Raw genomic sequence first — 14,917 nt, 5'->3', positions numbered from 1 at the left:
CACTTAACCGGGTTTATGATCACTCGCCACGCTTTATGAGCACTTAACCGGATTTATGAGCACTTGCCACGATTTATGAGCACTTGCCACGCTTTATGAGCACTTGCCACGCTTTATGCTTAACCGGATTTATAACCAAAACAGGTGGAGAAAAACAAATCGTTTTTCTCCACCTGTTGTATTTAGGAACCTTCTGGACTGTCCCCTTGTTTTATCACCAGCTTCTACCAGCGCCGCCTCCTCCACCGGAACCGCCGCCGCCGGAGAAGCCGCCTCCGCCACCACCGCCGAAGCCTCCACCACCGAAGCCACCGCTTCCGCCAAAGGAGCCAGGGAAGAAAACCGGACCGCTTCTTCCTCTTCTTCGCCCACCTGGACCGCCACCACCACCGCGTCCGCCTCCCATGAAACGGAACAACAGATAGATAATGATGAAGATAATAATAGGTGCAGGAATTCCGATGCCTGAACCGCCCTGTCCAGCGAGCGTGTTTACATCAGCGGTCTCCCCGTCCCACCCATATTCTGCAGCAACTTCATTATAGTAGGATTTGTATGCATTCATAATTGCCATATCGGGTTGTTCATTTTGCAAGTACGGAACTGCGACATTATCCATGATTCTGCCGACTTTACCGTCAGGCAGTGCGCCTTCCAAGCCGTAGCCTACTGACAACTCAAAGTGCCTATCATCGTCCGAATTCGGAATCGTGGTCACGACGAGCAATGCTCCATTGTCCTCGCCTTTTTTTCCCAGCTTATATTCCCTAAGAGCTTGTAACGCGTACATTTCTACCGGCTCATCCCCAATGCTCGGTAAGGTGAGTACCGCAAGTTCAGCGCCTGTCGCGTCATTCAACTGTCCACCTAACCGATTCAGCTCGGCTTTCTGTTCAGCTGAGAGGATATTGGCATGATCTTGTATATAGTAATCCGCTGCATTCCATGGCGGGACGTCAGCTGCCAACGCCATTGCCGGCATGATCATGATGCTAAGACATACAGCGATCATGCATCGGAATGTCCTACGGATCACTTGCTGTCATCTCCGAAATCGACTTTAGGAGCTTCGTTCGCAGCTGCATCCGCTTTGAAATATTCCTTTTCATCGAATCCGAATATCGAAGCGACAAGTTTGCCTGGAAAACGCTTGGTTTGTCTATTGTAATCCGATACGACGTTGTTATAGTCCATCCTTGCAACGCCAATCCGGTTTTCCGTTCCAGCAAGTTCATCCATCAATTGAGTGAAGTTCTGATTCGCTTTCAAATCAGGATAATTTTCCACAACGACAAGCAATCGGCCAAGCGCATTTGAAAGTTCCGTATCAGCAGCCGCCTGCTCTTCCGGTCCGCTTGCTCCTGCAAGCTTCGCGCGTGCATCGGAAATTTCAGCAATCACTTCTTTTTCGTGACTCGCATATCCTTTGACCGTGTTCACCAAGTTGGGAATCAGGTCAAGCCTACGCTGCAGCTGATTCTCTACTTGTGCATACGATTTATCGACATCCTCTTCCAGATTGACAAATTTGTTATAGCTTGGCACTAACATGACGCCAAGGATCACCAGAATGACAACAATAATGGCGATTGGTCCTAATATCTTTTTCATCTTTACTCCTCCATTCGATATATTTGCAATACCCAACTGGCATCACATCCCAAACTATTGGGTAGATATACTATTTATCGTATGTCTCATGAAAAGGTTTCAAACCTCGCAGAAATAAATCGAGTGTAAGGGGAATTTAAGAATGGAATAACTGTCAAACAAGAACACAGAGTACATAAACGAGAAGTTTCCTCGAAGAACAAGAACTCTTGCCCCCAGTACAAGAACTGAGGATTAATGGAGCCTTTGACGAAATAATGGAGTCCTTGACAGAATAATGGAGCTCTTGTTCAAAAGAATGGACCTTGAGCGACGAAGAATGGGCCCTTGTTCAAAAGAATGGACCCGTAACCCCGAAGAAAGGACCTTGAGACGTAAAGAATGGACCTTGCCGGCGAAAGAATGAGCCAAAAGATGGACCCTGGAAGCGAACATGGATTGATTCCGACAATAAGACAGAATACTCGTGTGCATCAAAGGTCCCAAAATGACCATATATCTTGGGAAATGATCGATAATCCGCAAAACATAAAAAAACCGACCCAGTTCGCCCGGGTCGGCCATCAATCAATAATTATTTCTTCGCGTCTAATTCTTTCATGTCGCTGCGTGTGATGATGTGGTCAATCAAACCATATTCTTTCGCACGTTCAGCCGTCATGAAGTTATCACGGTCTGTATCTTTCGCGATGACTTCAACAGGTTGGCCTGTGCGCTCGGAAAGGATCGTGTTCAATTTTTCACGTAGGAAGAGGATCCGTTTTGCTGCGATTTCGATTTCAGTCGCTTGCCCTTGCGCTCCGCCAAGTGGTTGGTGAATCATTACTTCGGCGTTAGGAAGCGCATAACGTTTCCCTTTTGTTCCTGCTGTCAACAGGAATGATCCCATTGATGCAGCCATACCGATACAGATTGTTTGAATGTCCGGCTTGATGAATTGCATCGTATCGTAAATCGCCATACCCGCTGTGATGCTGCCTCCCGGGCTATTAATATAGATCGATACGTCTTTCTCTGGATCTTCTGCTTCAAGGAAAAGCAATTGGGCAACAATCGAGTTTGCGACGTTGTCGTCGATTGCGCTTCCTAGCATGATAATCCGGTCTTTCAATAAACGGGAGTAGATGTCATAAGCGCGTTCTCCCCGGTTCGTTTGCTCAATGACTGTAGGTATTAGATTCATGTTTATTTCCTCCTTATGAATGGGTCAGGATTTTCGTTCTGCTGAAACCAGTTGTTTCAACTGTATGTCTATCATACCTATTATGGTCAATAAAGGTCAAATATAACGCTTTTGAAATTAGGTATTGCAATCATACCACTTTCTTTGTATAATGAATCTTGTCTGTTACTACTAACAGCACTAGCTTGCCCTCGTGGTGCAATGGATAGCACGTAAGATTCCGGTTCTTAAAATGTGGGTTCGACTCCTGCCGAGGGCGTTATGAAGTTTAGAAAGAAGCCTGTAAACATGTACTACATGTTTACGGCTTTTTTATTTTCAGCCGTCTCCTAATTCTACATAGGGAAACGGCTGTTTTTATGTTAATTTTCCTTCTCAACAAGTGTGGAAAGGGTTTCGATTGCTTGTTCTTCGTCGACGCCTTCTGCGATTAATGTCACTTCAGCACCTCTTGCGATCGCCAAACTCATTACACCCATGATGCTTTTTGCGTTCACTTGACGTTCATCCCTTTTCAAGAAGACGTCTGACGTGAAGCGATTCGCTTCTTGAACGAAAAGAGCAGCTTGTCGTGCTTGTAAACCTGTCTTCATTTTTACTTCAACCGTTTTTTCTGCCAAATTATTCGACTCCTTTCTGATACGTTTCTATTTTTATCCCGCATTAACTGGCTGTAAGGTCCCCACTTGTGGGGATCGACAGCCACTAAAAGCCCGATTGGTTCAACTAACAATCAGTGGAGAAAGGAACCTCTACCGATTGAAGTTTCACTTTAACGGCTTACAATTCCTCCGCTGCGGAGATTTTCCGCGATTTCTTCAATTTTACGAAGACGATGATTCACGCCGGATTTACTTACTGTCCCGCCGCTCACCATTTCACCGAGCTCTTTCAATGTGACGTCCTGGTTATCGATGCGCAGCTGGGCAATTTCCTGTAGGCGATCAGGCAATTGATCCAACCCGATTGTGCTTTGGATCAATTTAATGTTTTCGACTTGCCGCTGTGCCGCACCGATTGTTTTATTCATATTGGCAGTTTCGCAATTGACGAGGCGATTGACGCTGTTCCGCATATCTCTTAGGATCCGGATATCCTCGAATTTCATCAACGAAACGTGTGCACCGATGATCCCAAGAAAATCCGAAATTTTCTCCGCCTCTTTCAAATAGGCGATGTAACCTTTCTTCCGTTCAATCGATTTTGCATTCAATTGGTATTTATTCATCAAATCCACTAACGCTTCGCTATGCTCTTTGTAAAAAGAGAAAATCTCCAAATGGTAGGAGGAGGTTTCGGGATTGTTGACAGAACCGCCTGCAAGGAATGCTCCACGCAAATAGGATTTCTGGCAGCATTTCTTTTTTACCAATTGCTCTACAATCTCGTTTTTAAATTGAAAGGTTCCTGTCAGTATATACAAGTCCTCTAATAAATGCTTCGCTCCGTCGCGAATTCGGCATATGTAGACGTTGTTCTTCTTCAGGCGCATTTTCTTGCGGACGAGCAACTCGACTTTATAAGGATATAACCTCTTGATGTTTGAGTAAAGCCTTCTGGCGATTGCCGCATTTTCTGTTTGGACGTCCAAGCTTAATTGTTTATTTGAAAACGATAGAGCGCCGTTCATCCTGATGAAGGCGGCGATTTCGGCTTTCACACAACATTCCTTAGAATCGATTTGCGTCAATTCCTTTTTCACTTCAGATGCAAAAGACATGATTTTCCCCCTCTCTCTCGGCGATGATCAGGTCTCCTCGCTAACGATTGTACCTTCCATATAACCCATGATCCAAGATGCAACCCTACGTGCATCATGTATGATTCTTCCGTCCGCAATCGTCGAAAAGTCTCCTAAGACGATTGTCGGGACGAGCAATTGCAATGCTTCAATGTCATTTTCTACAGGAAGCTGGACGTCGGACGGCTCTTCCCCGTTTAACAATGTTTGAAAATCCGTCTTGTTCAGTAGCACTGTGTCAATGAATTGACTGCCCGCATGATCATATAATGCCTTCACATGCTCGGATGCTGTGTATTGATAGGTTTCGCCTTCCTGTGTCGTCAAGTTATTGATGTATACCTTCTTCGCTTGACACGCAAGGACGGCATCACGGATATCTCTCACAAGTATCGTCGGTAAAATGCTCGTATATAAGCTCCCAGGTCCAAAAATGATCAAGTCTGCATCCTTGATGACCTGCACCGTTTCCGGCAAAGGTTCGACTTCCTGTGGAGACAGATAGACCTTCCGAATTTTACGCCCATACACCGGTATTTTAGATTCACCGGTTACAATTGTGCCATCATCTAGCTCAGCATGCAAGGTGATCTTTTGGTTTGCGGCTGGCAATACTTTTCCCTTAATATTCAAAACTCTGCCCATCTTTTCAACAGCGCGGGCAAAATCGCCAGTTATGTCTGTCAACGCAGCAAGCATGAGGTTTCCGAGTGAGTGCCCTTTCAAATCGTCCGAGTTGGAAAAGCGGTATTGGAACATTTTCTCAATTAACGGCTCTACATCTGAAAGCGCTGCCATGACTTGACGGATATCGCCTGGAGGCGGGATATTGTATTGATCCAACAGCCTGCCCGAACTGCCTCCGTCATCTGCGACTGTTACAATCGCGGTCAGATCGACTGGATAAGCTTTCAATCCTCGAAGCAACGTGGACAATCCGGTCCCGCCCCCAAAGACGACAATTTTCTTCATTTTCCCGGATTGCAACATGGTGTCAACCCTTTCTCTTCTCTACATCCCGATGGGTAATCAATGTCTTATATTCCTCTTTGAAGCGATTTCCGAAGTACTCGGCAAGCGATACGGATCGGTGTTGTCCGCCTGTACAGCCAAACGCGACGACTACCTGGGATTTTCCTTCATTCTTATATTGTGGAATGATGAATTTAAACAGATCTGTCAACTTTTCTATCAAGACTTGCGTATCATTCCATTTTAACACATACTCATATACTTCTTTCTCTAAACCGGTCATTGGTTTCAAATCTTCGATGTAATAGGGATTCGGTAAGAAACGAACGTCAAAGACGACGTCTGCATCAATCGGCATGCCGTGTTTGAACCCGAAAGAGATGAAATTGAGGGTAAATGCAGTGTCTTCCTTAGAAGAGAATGTCGACATGATCTTTTCCCTTAATTCCCTCGGCTTTAATTCAGATGTATTGTAGATGGATCGTGCCCGGCCTCTCAGTTCAGATAAGAGGGTTCTTTCCTTGCGGATGCCTGTGAGCGGCAGTCCGCCTTCTGCGAGCGGGTGGGACCTTCTCGTTTCCTTGTACCGCCTGACGAGCGTTTCGTCATCCGCATCCAAGAACAGCAATTTCGTCGATACGCCGTCCATTTGGAGCATGTTATCCAACGCCCCGATCAAGGCATCAAACAGGTCACCGCCCCTTGTATCCATGACCGCGGCAATCCGTCTCATCTTGTTTTCCGACTTCATCATCAAATCCAGAAAAGTGACGAGCAGCTCAGGAGGCAAATTATCGATACAATAGAACCCCAGGTCTTCGAAACTCTGCATAGCAACTGTTTTCCCGGCCCCTGACATACCTGTGATGATAACTAATTCGACATCGCTGTTCGGCAATTCATTCTCCATTAATCCCTGTCACCTTCCATTGATTTTTGTATGTGTTCCTCTAATAGTTCAAACTCTTCTGTATAATAAAATGTACCATACTGCACGCCTGATTGGGAGGCTGCAAATAATAAATTCGTCCGGTCGCCTTCCGCCATGGGAAGTGTCTTCAAACTTTCGACAGGATGCCATTCGAGCAGGCCTTCCCTGTTTGATTCATAAGGTGTTCCGATCAGGTCCCGCGCAACGAATGTATAGAGCATCCATTCGTTCAACAATTCTTTTGTTTCTTTATCTACGATCATCATTGTGTAGATGCCTTTAACATGTGGATGGACAGGTGTCGCTCCTGTTTCTTCTTCAAACTCCCGGACGGCTGCGTTGTAAATCGATTCGCCCGGATCCATCTTGCCACCGGGCGCCACATACCAGTCCCGTCTCGGTTTTTTCAATAAAAGTACTTGGTTGTCTTTAATGACTAGTAAATTTGCGATTCTTTGCATGACCATTTCCTCACTTCTATCAAAGCGCTTATATCCATTATACAATGTTTTGAAAGCAAACGACAAAAAAAGAAGACCACCTGCCGTTTGAAGGGCAGATCGTCTTTAAAATGTTGCTATATTAAAAAGGGGGGTCAATTGATATTCTTATCATAACCTTTTTGTATTGCAGGACGGTTACAGGAATATTAAAGAAAGATTAATGTTTCCTAGTTTACTTACGTAATGTCAGCTCCAGTCGAATACCTTCCAGCCTCCCGGTATACTATTCGCGCATAAAAACCGTAAATGACGCATAAATCGAAAAATAGACGCATAAATAATTTTTATGCGCTTTTCTATGGGTTTATGCGCACGTAAGAGAAGTTATGCGTATTTTTTAGCTTTTATGCGTTTTCACATCCGTTTATGTGAACCTTCAGCGAACTATGTTACATTCATCATTAAATAAACGGTAAATATTGCGGAAAGCAAATAAAAGAGATCCGGATAACGGATCTCCTTTCACTCTCAAACCTCAGCAGCCATTTTCTCTGCGAGTTCTTCGATGTATTTTTGGCATGCTTGTGCTGCGATGCTGCCGTCGCCTGTTGCTGTGACGACTTGGCGAAGCATTTTTTGGCGGACGTCGCCGGCTGCGTAGATGCCGGGAACTTTCGTTTCCATCTCTTCGTTTGTCACGATATAGCCGTGCTCATCCAAGATGCCCAAGCTTTTGAACGGAGCTGTTAACGGATCCATGCCGATATAGACGAACATGCCTTCCGTGTCCATTACCGTTTCAGTGCCGTCCACTGTTGAAACGAGCGTGACCGAACCGATTTTGCCGTCTTTTTCATTCACTTGCTTGACCGTCGAATTCCAGATGAAGTCGATTTTTTCGTTAGCAAACGCACGGTCTTGAAGGATCTTTTGCGCACGGAGTTCGTCGCGTCGGTGAATGATTGTCACTTTATCGGCGAATCGTGTCAAATACGCACCTTCTTCGACTGCGGAGTCCCCGCCGCCGATAACGACGATGTTTTTCTGTTTGAAGAAAGCTCCGTCACAAACTGCGCAGTAGCTGACGCCGCGGCCAGTGAGTTCTTTTTCACCCGGGATGCCCATTTTACGATACTCAGCGCCAGTTGTAATGATGATGGCACGCGCTTTATATTCTTTGTTGCCGGATTTGATCGTTTTGAAATTCCCCTCATCTATGAGTTCCGTTACGTCGCCATACGCATATTCCGCGCCGAAAGCTTTCGCATGTTCAAACATTTTCGTGGAAAGATCGGGACCGAGTATCGTCTCGAATCCAGGGTAGTTCTCAATCTCTTCCGTGTTTGCCATTTGTCCGCCAGGGATGCCGCGCTCCAGCATGAGAGTCGATAGATTCGCTCTGGATGTGTAGACTGCAGCAGTCATTCCAGCTGGACCGGCGCCAATGATGATGACGTCGTATATTTTCTCGGTTGTCATACATTATCCTCCTCCAGTACATATACCACTGTCCAAATCGTATAAGATTCCTTGGAGTCAATCAATATATATGCTTACAAGATCATCGCTGCAACTTACGCATTAAATTGCGGCAAAAATTCCATCAAGTCACTCACGTATTTCGTTAACGTAGGAACTGAAATGCCATAATTGTTGGCTATAGCCGTTTTTGTAATCCCTTTATAACGTGATGATTGGAACATATAATCTGCCGCTGCAGCCAGTGCTGCCGGATTCCTGAAATGATACGAACGCATGAGACCAACTTCACAAAGGGTGAACCACATTTGAAAGAGATGGGTCCCTTGCCGATCCAACGGTTTATATTTTCCATACAGCATTTCAGTCGCTTCCAAAGCACGCATGAATGAATGGTCAAATTCATTTTCCGTCGTGAATTCATAATCGAGGCTATGCGCCAAAAACAATTGCTCGATGACACTCAACTTATCGAGGTCGATGTACGTAGGATGTGAGACAATCTCCTGTTTATGTGCAGATTTTCCTAATAAATAAAACCCTAACAGTCTTTCACTTCTATATTTATTCGTAATTTTACTTAATAAAAACTCACGGTCCTGTTCATAAGAATCCGGTTTGGCAGAAGGGGGCACGTCTTTCCACGGCTCAAAGCCCGCCTTGGACGGATCCAGCCCTACAAGCTTTTCATACGATTCCTTCGCCGCCTGTTCATGACCGGAAAAATATGCGGAATGCGCGAGCCAGAAATAATACCCCGCGTCCCCTTCAAATCCGCGTTTCTGCAGGCTTCTTAGCCAGCCATACGCTTCCTTATGCTTGCCGACCAATGCAAATGTAGCCCCTAATTTATAGCGGTGCACGAATTGATACGGCTTTATTTTCAAGAGGAGCTCAAGCATCGCGTCCAATTCCTCTTTATCTTTCTCGTAATAATAAAAGACGGCGAGATTGCACAATGCATGGAGGTTCCCTTTATTTTTATCGAGCACGTCATACAGCAATTCCTTCGCAGGCTCGATCTTGCCGATATAGAAATAGGCGAGCGCCAAATTGTTATATGCAGCCCAAAAATCAGGATAATCGACAATGATCGATTCCAAAATATCGATGGCTTCTTCAAACGTACCTTCTTCCATTAGCCTTCTTGCTTTTTCCTGCAGGAAATACACTTCGCCATCCGGCATTTCTTCATCATTGAAAAAGCCTTCCTCCTGCTCAGCAAAGTCGATGATTTCCATCGAATCATCTGCTAGAGGTCCGTCCGGCGCGAGCGCTATATACTTTTCCGCATAAATCTTCGCATCCCGAAGAAGGCCCAAATGAGCATGGACTTCAGCCAAATAAAAGATGATGTCCTCCTCTTCCGGATCAAGGCCATGTGCCGCCGCCAAAATTTCATAAGCTTCCTCAAACATGCCTTCTTCCATGATGAGAATGCCATATTGCATAAGGATGAGTGGATCATTCGGGCTTAGTTCAACAGCCCGTTGCAAGTATTTATGAGCATCATCAAAGCGGTCACGCTGCATAGCTTTAACGCCTTTTTGATAGTAAAATTCACCGTCCGGGATAAAAGAAATGACTTTCTTATCTATGTTCCTATACTTTTTGTCCAATCAAATTCCTCCGAAAAAAATTAGAAGGAACGCTTTACACGTCCCTCCAATCGACTGGCTTCATTATATCATAACTTCTATTTCCGTCATCCTATTTCTTGTCAACCTCCAATTGTTGGGAAGCCTTCCGACGTTCCTCCAATTGTTCGGCGGTATAAATGATCCGTACCGGATTACCGCCCGCCATGGCGCCAGCTGGGATATCCCGGTTGACAAGCGATGCCGCGGAGACGACTGCGCCATCCCCGATTTCCACGCCGGGAAGGATTGTCGTATTTGCTCCAATCATCACCCGGTCGCCGATGATAACATCGCCGATCCGGTATTCCTCTATTAAATACTCGTGGGCGAGGATCGTCGTATTGAACCCGATGATTGAATTCTCACCGACCGTAATCCGTTCCGGAAACATCGTATCCGGCATGACCATCAATGCGAATGAAGTTTTATCACCGATCTTCATTCCTAAAAACGTCCGATAGATAAAATTTTTCAGTGGAATGAAAGGAGTATACCGCCCGATTTGAATGAAAATAAAGTTCTTCGCCACTTTAAAAAAAGAAACTGTTTTATAAATATGCCAAAGGGAGTTCGCATTTCCTTCGACAGGATAACGCTCGGTCCGTCTCAAGCCTCGTCGCCCTCAACAATTGACAGCAAATCTGAAATATGCTGCAACACGTAATCAGGTTCCTGCTCCCGGATGAATTTCTCGCCTTTAGCTGACCAAGCTACTCCAGCCGTGCGAACTCCAGCGTTCTTTCCTCCGAGGATATCATGAATATTATCGCCGATCATTATCGTTTCCTGCGGAGACGAGTTCAATTGTTCCATTGCTAGAAGCAACGGCTCGGGATGAGGTTTCGCATGTTGTACATCATCCAAACAGACAATCGTATCAAAGAGTTCTTCCGCTTCAATGAGACGCAAGCCCCTCATGACCATTTCATTTCGCTTCGTTGAGACGATCGCCATTTTCAATCCTTTATTCTTCAATTGTCTTAGCGTTTCCGTGACCCCATCAAATTCGGAAACAAAAGAATCGTGATTCGCTAAATTCCACGTACGATACTCAGCCATCAGCTCTTCCGTTTTTTCAGGATCGATACTTTCGAACGTTTCCCTTAACGTCGGTCCAAGGAAAGGCAGGATATCTTCCCTTTCAAACCTTCCCGGATAATGTGCATTCAAAACCGTTTGGAACGTTTGAATGATGAGTTCGTTTGTGTCTAGTAACGTTCCATCGAAGTCAAATAACAATGTTGTGATTTTATCCATTCAGAACTGTTACCTCCTTCTCTCTCTTTCGTTCTGCCTGTTTCCACATGTAAGCAATCGCAATCGTCAAAACGAAAGCAGTGACGAGTCGAATGATGAGCAACGGCAGAACCGGAATGCCCAAAGGCACGAAAATGAGCGTATCTTCAACGACCGCGTGACAGGCAACCAGGAAAATGAAAGCGAGCGTCGCATCCTTTTTACTGACGCCATCTTCCTGTACCGCTTGGATCATGACACCTGCACCGTATGCAAGACCGATGACGAGGCCGGCAACCAATGTCATGGAAGCGTTTGGTTGAACACCGATAACTTTCGTGAATGGCGCCAGTTTTTCCGAGAACTTCTGCAAGTAGTTGCGGTCCTTCAAAAATTGGACGACGAGCATGAGCGGAATGACGATCAGCGCTAGTTGCAATACGCCGAACGACGCTTTCTGTAATCCAAGCAATCCGATTTCCAGCCATCCATCCGGAGCGGCTGCCACTTCAGGTGCCATGCCATACTTTGCAATGTCACCGCCGCCCTTCCAGAACAAATTGATGATGATGCCGGAGAACGCCGCCAAACCGAATCGCACGACGAGCACAATCCACAATTTGACGCCGACCTTTAAAGCGACACCCGTCTCGATGAACATATTATGTGCAAAACTGAGCATAACAGCCAAAATGAAAACTTCTTTCACTGTCAGCTCGAGTGAAAGGATTCCGGCGATGCCTGCATATAAATTCAATGCATTGCCGAGCACTAGTGGAATCGCGGCTTCACCGCTCAGTCCGAACAATCCCATGAAGGGCGATATCAACTTCACTAGCCAAGGCAATACAGGTGTATGTTGCAAAATGACGATGAGGACGGTGATTGGGAAAATGATTTTCCCTAATGTCCACGTCGTCTTCAAACCAGCTGTCAACCCATTACGAAGCGTCTGCATTTCCCATCCCTCTTCTATTTATCTTGATATACGACTTTGACTTTCTTGATGAACCTTCTCCAAATGAACATGATCACTGAGAATAGTATCGCGATGATGGAGACGATCTGAGCAGCACGTAGATCCCCACCGTACAAACTGTCAGTCCTCATCCCTTCGATAAAGAATCGTCCGATTGAATACCATGTCAAATAGAAGAAGAACATTTCGCCCCGCTTCAATCGAACTCGACGTAAGAGCAGAATGATAATCAGTCCGACAACATTCCATAATGATTCATAGAGGAATGTCGGATGATAAGTTACGCCGTCAATCGTCATTTGGTTCATGATCCAATCGGGAATCCATGTGTTTTCCAGAAACTTTTGCGAAACTGGACCGCCATGTGCTTCCTGATTAATGAAGTTCCCCCATCGGCCGATGATTTGACCGATCAATATCCCTGGCACCGCAATGTCCACCACTTTCCAGAACGAAATACCGCGGCGTTTCGTATAAAAGTAAGTCGTCAAAAATGCCCCGATCAAAGCCCCATGGATGGCAATGCCGCCTTCCCAAATTTTGATGATATCTGCGGGATTATCCTTATAGGAATCCCAAGAAAAGATGACATAGTAAATTCTTGCGCTTATGATGGAAATCGGCACTGCCCAAATAAGCAGGTCCGTTAAGAAATCCGGGTGCATTCCCCTCTTTACCATCTCTTTTTGAACGACAATGAATGCAAGAATAATGCCGGTCGTTATTAAAATCCCATACCACCGGATATCTATTGGCCCTAGACTGAAGGCCGTCGGGTCAATCGTTAGTAAATCAAACATTAGGCTACTCTATCCCCTCTTCATCAGATTTCCCTGCATCTTGACTAATCGCCAAATCCAGCTTTCTCGAAAACGTTTCCGCTGCATTAATACCCAACCGTTTCATCCGATAATCCATGGCGGCCACTTCAATAATGACGGATAGATTCCGTCCTGGTCTCACCGGTACAGTGAGCTTCGTCAAATCCGAATCCATGATTTTCATCTTTTCTTCATCGATGCCCAAACGGTCATACACTTTATCCGGATCCCACGCTTCCAAATCAATGACCATCAGAATCCGTTTATCGTCTTTCACAGCACTCGCGCCAAACAATGTCATCATATCTATGATGCCGACGCCCCGGATTTCGAGCATATGGCTCAAAAGCTTCGGCGCATTCCCGATTAAGACGTTCTTTGCTACTTGCCTAATTTCAACAGCATCATCCGCGACAAGACGATGGCCGCGTTTCACGAGCTCCAAAGCAGTTTCACTTTTCCCTACTCCGCTCTTTCCTGTAATCAACACACCGATTCCATACACATCGACAAGTACACCATGAACCGTTGTCATTGGCGCCAACCGGCCTTCCAGAAAATTCGTCAGCATGCCCGAAAACCGAGTCGTCGGATGCTCCGTTTGCATCACTGGAATGCCCCGCTCTTCCGCAATTTGATGAAGTTCAATCGGGCAATTGATATTATGTGCAAGGATGAAAGCCGGTGTTTCTGTCGTACAGAGTTGGTCCATCCGACTCAGCCGTTCCGCCTCATCCAGTTTGTTAAAAAAGGAAAGCTCTGTTTTTCCGAGCAGTTGAATTCGTGTTGCCGGATAAAAATCGAAATAGCCGGCCATTTCCAAACCCGGCCGGGATATGTCGCTCGTAAGGACATTGCGTTCAATACCTGCAACGCCTGCAACAATTTCAAGTCCAAAACGATTTTGAACGTCTTCCACTGTGACAACCGACATTAACTCGCCGCCTTTCTATGTTGGCCATGTTTCCGACCGCTTCTTGAAGCGAAAGGATTGTGACACGTCAAGTCTTCCCTGCCCTCCATTTTACCATGAACATTCTCATTTGAAATGATTTCGTCCGAATTTGTCCACTAATGATGCGAAACAAACTATATAGCTGGCGAGGAGGAGATCAGATGGCAACTATCATACTAGATGCAGGACACGGACCGAATACACCCGGGAAACGTTCGCCCGATGGCAGACTGCTGGAGTTCCATTTCAATTCGGAGGTGGCAGAACTGCTTAGGCACTATTTGCTGCTGGAGGGGGTCGATGTCTTTTGTACACACGAGAATGGCCGTGATGCGCCTTTAGCGGAAAGAACAACACTAGCAAATAGGCTAGATGGGGATGCATTTGTGTCTATCCATGCAAATGCATGTGGAAACGATTGGAATGAAGTGCAAGGCATTGAAACGTATATGTATCCGCAAACGAGCAAACAAACTGCTCTGTTGGCTGAACTGATCCATCGTTCAATGATATCCGTATGTGAACGGAAAGACCGCGGGGTAAAAACCGCAAATTTCGCTGTGCTGCGGGAGACGAAGATGCCGGCGGTTTTAGTGGAGTGCGGCTTCATGACAAATCGCGAAGAGGCAGGCCTTTTACTATCTAGATCGTACCGCGTTCAATGCGCGAGGGCAATGTGTTTCGGCATTCTGAGTTGGCTGTCTCATGTGAAAATCACTTAATGGGGTTTGCTTGGTCGCGTGGTGGCTTGCTTTGAATGTGGGACGGCTTGCTTTGAGCGTGGAATGACCTGCTTTGAGCGCGAGACGACTTACTTTGAGCGCGGGATGGATTACTTTGAGCGCGGGATGGATTACTTTGAGGCGGAATGACTTGCTTTGAGCGCGGGATGGATTACTTTGAGCGCGGAATGACTTGCTTTGAGC

The 14,917-nt window shown here is 45.8% G+C and carries 16 protein-coding genes and 1 tRNA gene; 2 read left to right on the top strand and 15 right to left on the bottom strand.

Annotated features, from left to right (window positions below):
* Window positions 1-214: 214 nt before the first annotated feature.
* The 3 genes from AWV70_RS10680 to clpP form a co-directional block, all read right to left on the bottom strand.
* The gene (locus AWV70_RS10680) at window positions 215-1,036 is read right to left on the bottom strand and encodes a TPM domain-containing protein (protein ID WP_060206904.1); all 822 of its coding nucleotides are present in this window, start codon (window positions 1,034-1,036) and stop codon (window positions 215-217) included.
* Window positions 1,033-1,611: a LemA family protein gene (locus AWV70_RS10675; RefSeq protein WP_060206903.1), complete on the bottom strand. Its 579-nt coding sequence runs from the start codon at window positions 1,609-1,611 to the stop codon at window positions 1,033-1,035. Before AWV70_RS10675 ends, AWV70_RS10680 begins: the two co-directional genes overlap by 4 nt.
* A 574-nt stretch (window positions 1,612-2,185) precedes the next feature.
* Window positions 2,186-2,794, bottom strand: coding sequence for an ATP-dependent Clp endopeptidase proteolytic subunit ClpP (gene clpP, locus AWV70_RS10670; RefSeq protein ID WP_060206901.1), 609 nt, complete (start codon window positions 2,792-2,794; stop codon window positions 2,186-2,188).
* Between the two features lie 187 nt (window positions 2,795-2,981).
* Between clpP and AWV70_RS10665 the strand changes: the two genes are divergently transcribed.
* Window positions 2,982-3,053, top strand: a tRNA-Arg gene (locus tag AWV70_RS10665).
* 103 nt (window positions 3,054-3,156) lie between these two features.
* Here AWV70_RS10665 and AWV70_RS10660 read toward each other — a convergent pair.
* The 12 genes from AWV70_RS10660 to hprK form a co-directional block, all read right to left on the bottom strand.
* Window positions 3,157-3,414, bottom strand: a complete 258-nt coding sequence (locus AWV70_RS10660) for an HPr family phosphocarrier protein (RefSeq protein WP_060206898.1) — start codon at window positions 3,412-3,414, stop codon at window positions 3,157-3,159.
* A gap of 152 nt (window positions 3,415-3,566) precedes the next feature.
* Window positions 3,567-4,514 (bottom strand): DNA-binding protein WhiA, encoded by a 948-nt coding sequence (whiA, locus tag AWV70_RS10655; protein ID WP_060206896.1) that lies wholly within the window; start codon window positions 4,512-4,514, stop codon window positions 3,567-3,569.
* Between the two features lie 27 nt (window positions 4,515-4,541).
* Window positions 4,542-5,525: a gluconeogenesis factor YvcK family protein gene (locus tag AWV70_RS10650; protein ID WP_060206894.1), complete on the bottom strand. Its 984-nt coding sequence runs from the start codon at window positions 5,523-5,525 to the stop codon at window positions 4,542-4,544.
* Window positions 5,526-5,529: 4 nt separating this feature from the next.
* Window positions 5,530-6,417, bottom strand: a complete 888-nt coding sequence (gene rapZ, locus AWV70_RS10645; RefSeq protein WP_060206892.1) for an RNase adapter RapZ — start codon at window positions 6,415-6,417, stop codon at window positions 5,530-5,532.
* A complete protein-coding gene (locus AWV70_RS10640) occupies window positions 6,417-6,899 on the bottom strand; it encodes an NUDIX domain-containing protein (protein ID WP_060206906.1) in 483 nt (160 codons plus the stop codon). Before AWV70_RS10640 ends, rapZ begins: the two co-directional genes overlap by 1 nt.
* 510 nt (window positions 6,900-7,409) lie before the next feature.
* Window positions 7,410-8,360 (bottom strand): thioredoxin-disulfide reductase, encoded by a 951-nt coding sequence (trxB, locus tag AWV70_RS10635; RefSeq protein ID WP_060206890.1) that lies wholly within the window; start codon window positions 8,358-8,360, stop codon window positions 7,410-7,412.
* Between the two features lie 95 nt (window positions 8,361-8,455).
* Window positions 8,456-9,979, bottom strand: coding sequence for a tetratricopeptide repeat protein (locus tag AWV70_RS10630; protein WP_060206888.1), 1,524 nt, complete (start codon window positions 9,977-9,979; stop codon window positions 8,456-8,458).
* Between the two features lie 91 nt (window positions 9,980-10,070).
* Window positions 10,071-10,610 (bottom strand): acyltransferase, encoded by a 540-nt coding sequence (locus AWV70_RS10625; RefSeq protein ID WP_060206886.1) that lies wholly within the window; start codon window positions 10,608-10,610, stop codon window positions 10,071-10,073.
* Window positions 10,607-11,257: a pyrophosphatase PpaX gene (gene ppaX, locus AWV70_RS10620; RefSeq protein WP_060206885.1), complete on the bottom strand. Its 651-nt coding sequence runs from the start codon at window positions 11,255-11,257 to the stop codon at window positions 10,607-10,609. The genes AWV70_RS10625 and ppaX overlap by 4 nt, the downstream gene beginning before the upstream one ends.
* Entirely contained in the window at window positions 11,250-12,194 is a 945-nt protein-coding gene (locus AWV70_RS10615; RefSeq protein ID WP_060206883.1) for a nucleoside recognition domain-containing protein, read from the bottom strand. Before AWV70_RS10615 ends, ppaX begins: the two co-directional genes overlap by 8 nt.
* 14 nt (window positions 12,195-12,208) lie before the next feature.
* Window positions 12,209-13,015 (bottom strand): prolipoprotein diacylglyceryl transferase, encoded by an 807-nt coding sequence (lgt, locus tag AWV70_RS10610; protein ID WP_060206881.1) that lies wholly within the window; start codon window positions 13,013-13,015, stop codon window positions 12,209-12,211.
* A 4-nt stretch (window positions 13,016-13,019) separates the two neighbouring features.
* Window positions 13,020-13,970, bottom strand: coding sequence for an HPr(Ser) kinase/phosphatase (gene hprK, locus AWV70_RS10605; protein ID WP_060206879.1), 951 nt, complete (start codon window positions 13,968-13,970; stop codon window positions 13,020-13,022).
* 182 nt (window positions 13,971-14,152) lie between these two features.
* Here hprK and AWV70_RS10600 point away from each other — a divergent pair, with 182 nt between their 5' ends.
* Window positions 14,153-14,713: an N-acetylmuramoyl-L-alanine amidase family protein gene (locus AWV70_RS10600; protein ID WP_060206877.1), complete on the top strand. Its 561-nt coding sequence runs from the start codon at window positions 14,153-14,155 to the stop codon at window positions 14,711-14,713.
* The last annotated feature ends 204 nt before the right edge of the window (window positions 14,714-14,917 follow it).

It is taken from the genome of Sporosarcina koreensis, from assembly GCF_001531445.1.
Taxonomy (GTDB): domain Bacteria; phylum Bacillota; class Bacilli; order Bacillales_A; family Planococcaceae; genus Sporosarcina; species Sporosarcina koreensis_C.
The sequence above is the reverse complement of the archived record's forward strand: the minus strand, read 5'-3'. Positions and strand labels throughout refer to the sequence as shown.

Excerpts from the sequence above, each read along its gene's own strand:
- rapZ (WP_060206892.1), bottom strand. The coding sequence starts at position 6,417 with ATGGAGAATGAATTGCCGAACAGCGATGTCGAATTAGTTATCATCACA.
- whiA (WP_060206896.1), bottom strand. The coding sequence starts at position 4,514 with ATGTCTTTTGCATCTGAAGTGAAAAAGGAATTGACGCAAATCGATTCT.
- trxB (WP_060206890.1), bottom strand. The coding sequence starts at position 8,360 with ATGACAACCGAGAAAATATACGACGTCATCATCATTGGCGCCGGTCCA.
- lgt (WP_060206881.1), bottom strand. The coding sequence starts at position 13,015 with ATGTTTGATTTACTAACGATTGACCCGACGGCCTTCAGTCTAGGGCCA.
- ppaX (WP_060206885.1), bottom strand. The coding sequence starts at position 11,257 with ATGGATAAAATCACAACATTGTTATTTGACTTCGATGGAACGTTACTA.
- AWV70_RS10640 (WP_060206906.1), bottom strand. The coding sequence starts at position 6,899 with ATGCAAAGAATCGCAAATTTACTAGTCATTAAAGACAACCAAGTACTT.
- AWV70_RS10650 (WP_060206894.1), bottom strand. The coding sequence starts at position 5,525 with ATGTTGCAATCCGGGAAAATGAAGAAAATTGTCGTCTTTGGGGGCGGG.
- AWV70_RS10615 (WP_060206883.1), bottom strand. The coding sequence starts at position 12,194 with ATGCAGACGCTTCGTAATGGGTTGACAGCTGGTTTGAAGACGACGTGG.
- clpP (WP_060206901.1), bottom strand. The coding sequence starts at position 2,794 with ATGAATCTAATACCTACAGTCATTGAGCAAACGAACCGGGGAGAACGC.
- AWV70_RS10600 (WP_060206877.1), top strand. The coding sequence starts at position 14,153 with ATGGCAACTATCATACTAGATGCAGGACACGGACCGAATACACCCGGG.
- AWV70_RS10675 (WP_060206903.1), bottom strand. The coding sequence starts at position 1,611 with ATGAAAAAGATATTAGGACCAATCGCCATTATTGTTGTCATTCTGGTG.
- hprK (WP_060206879.1), bottom strand. The coding sequence starts at position 13,970 with ATGTCGGTTGTCACAGTGGAAGACGTTCAAAATCGTTTTGGACTTGAA.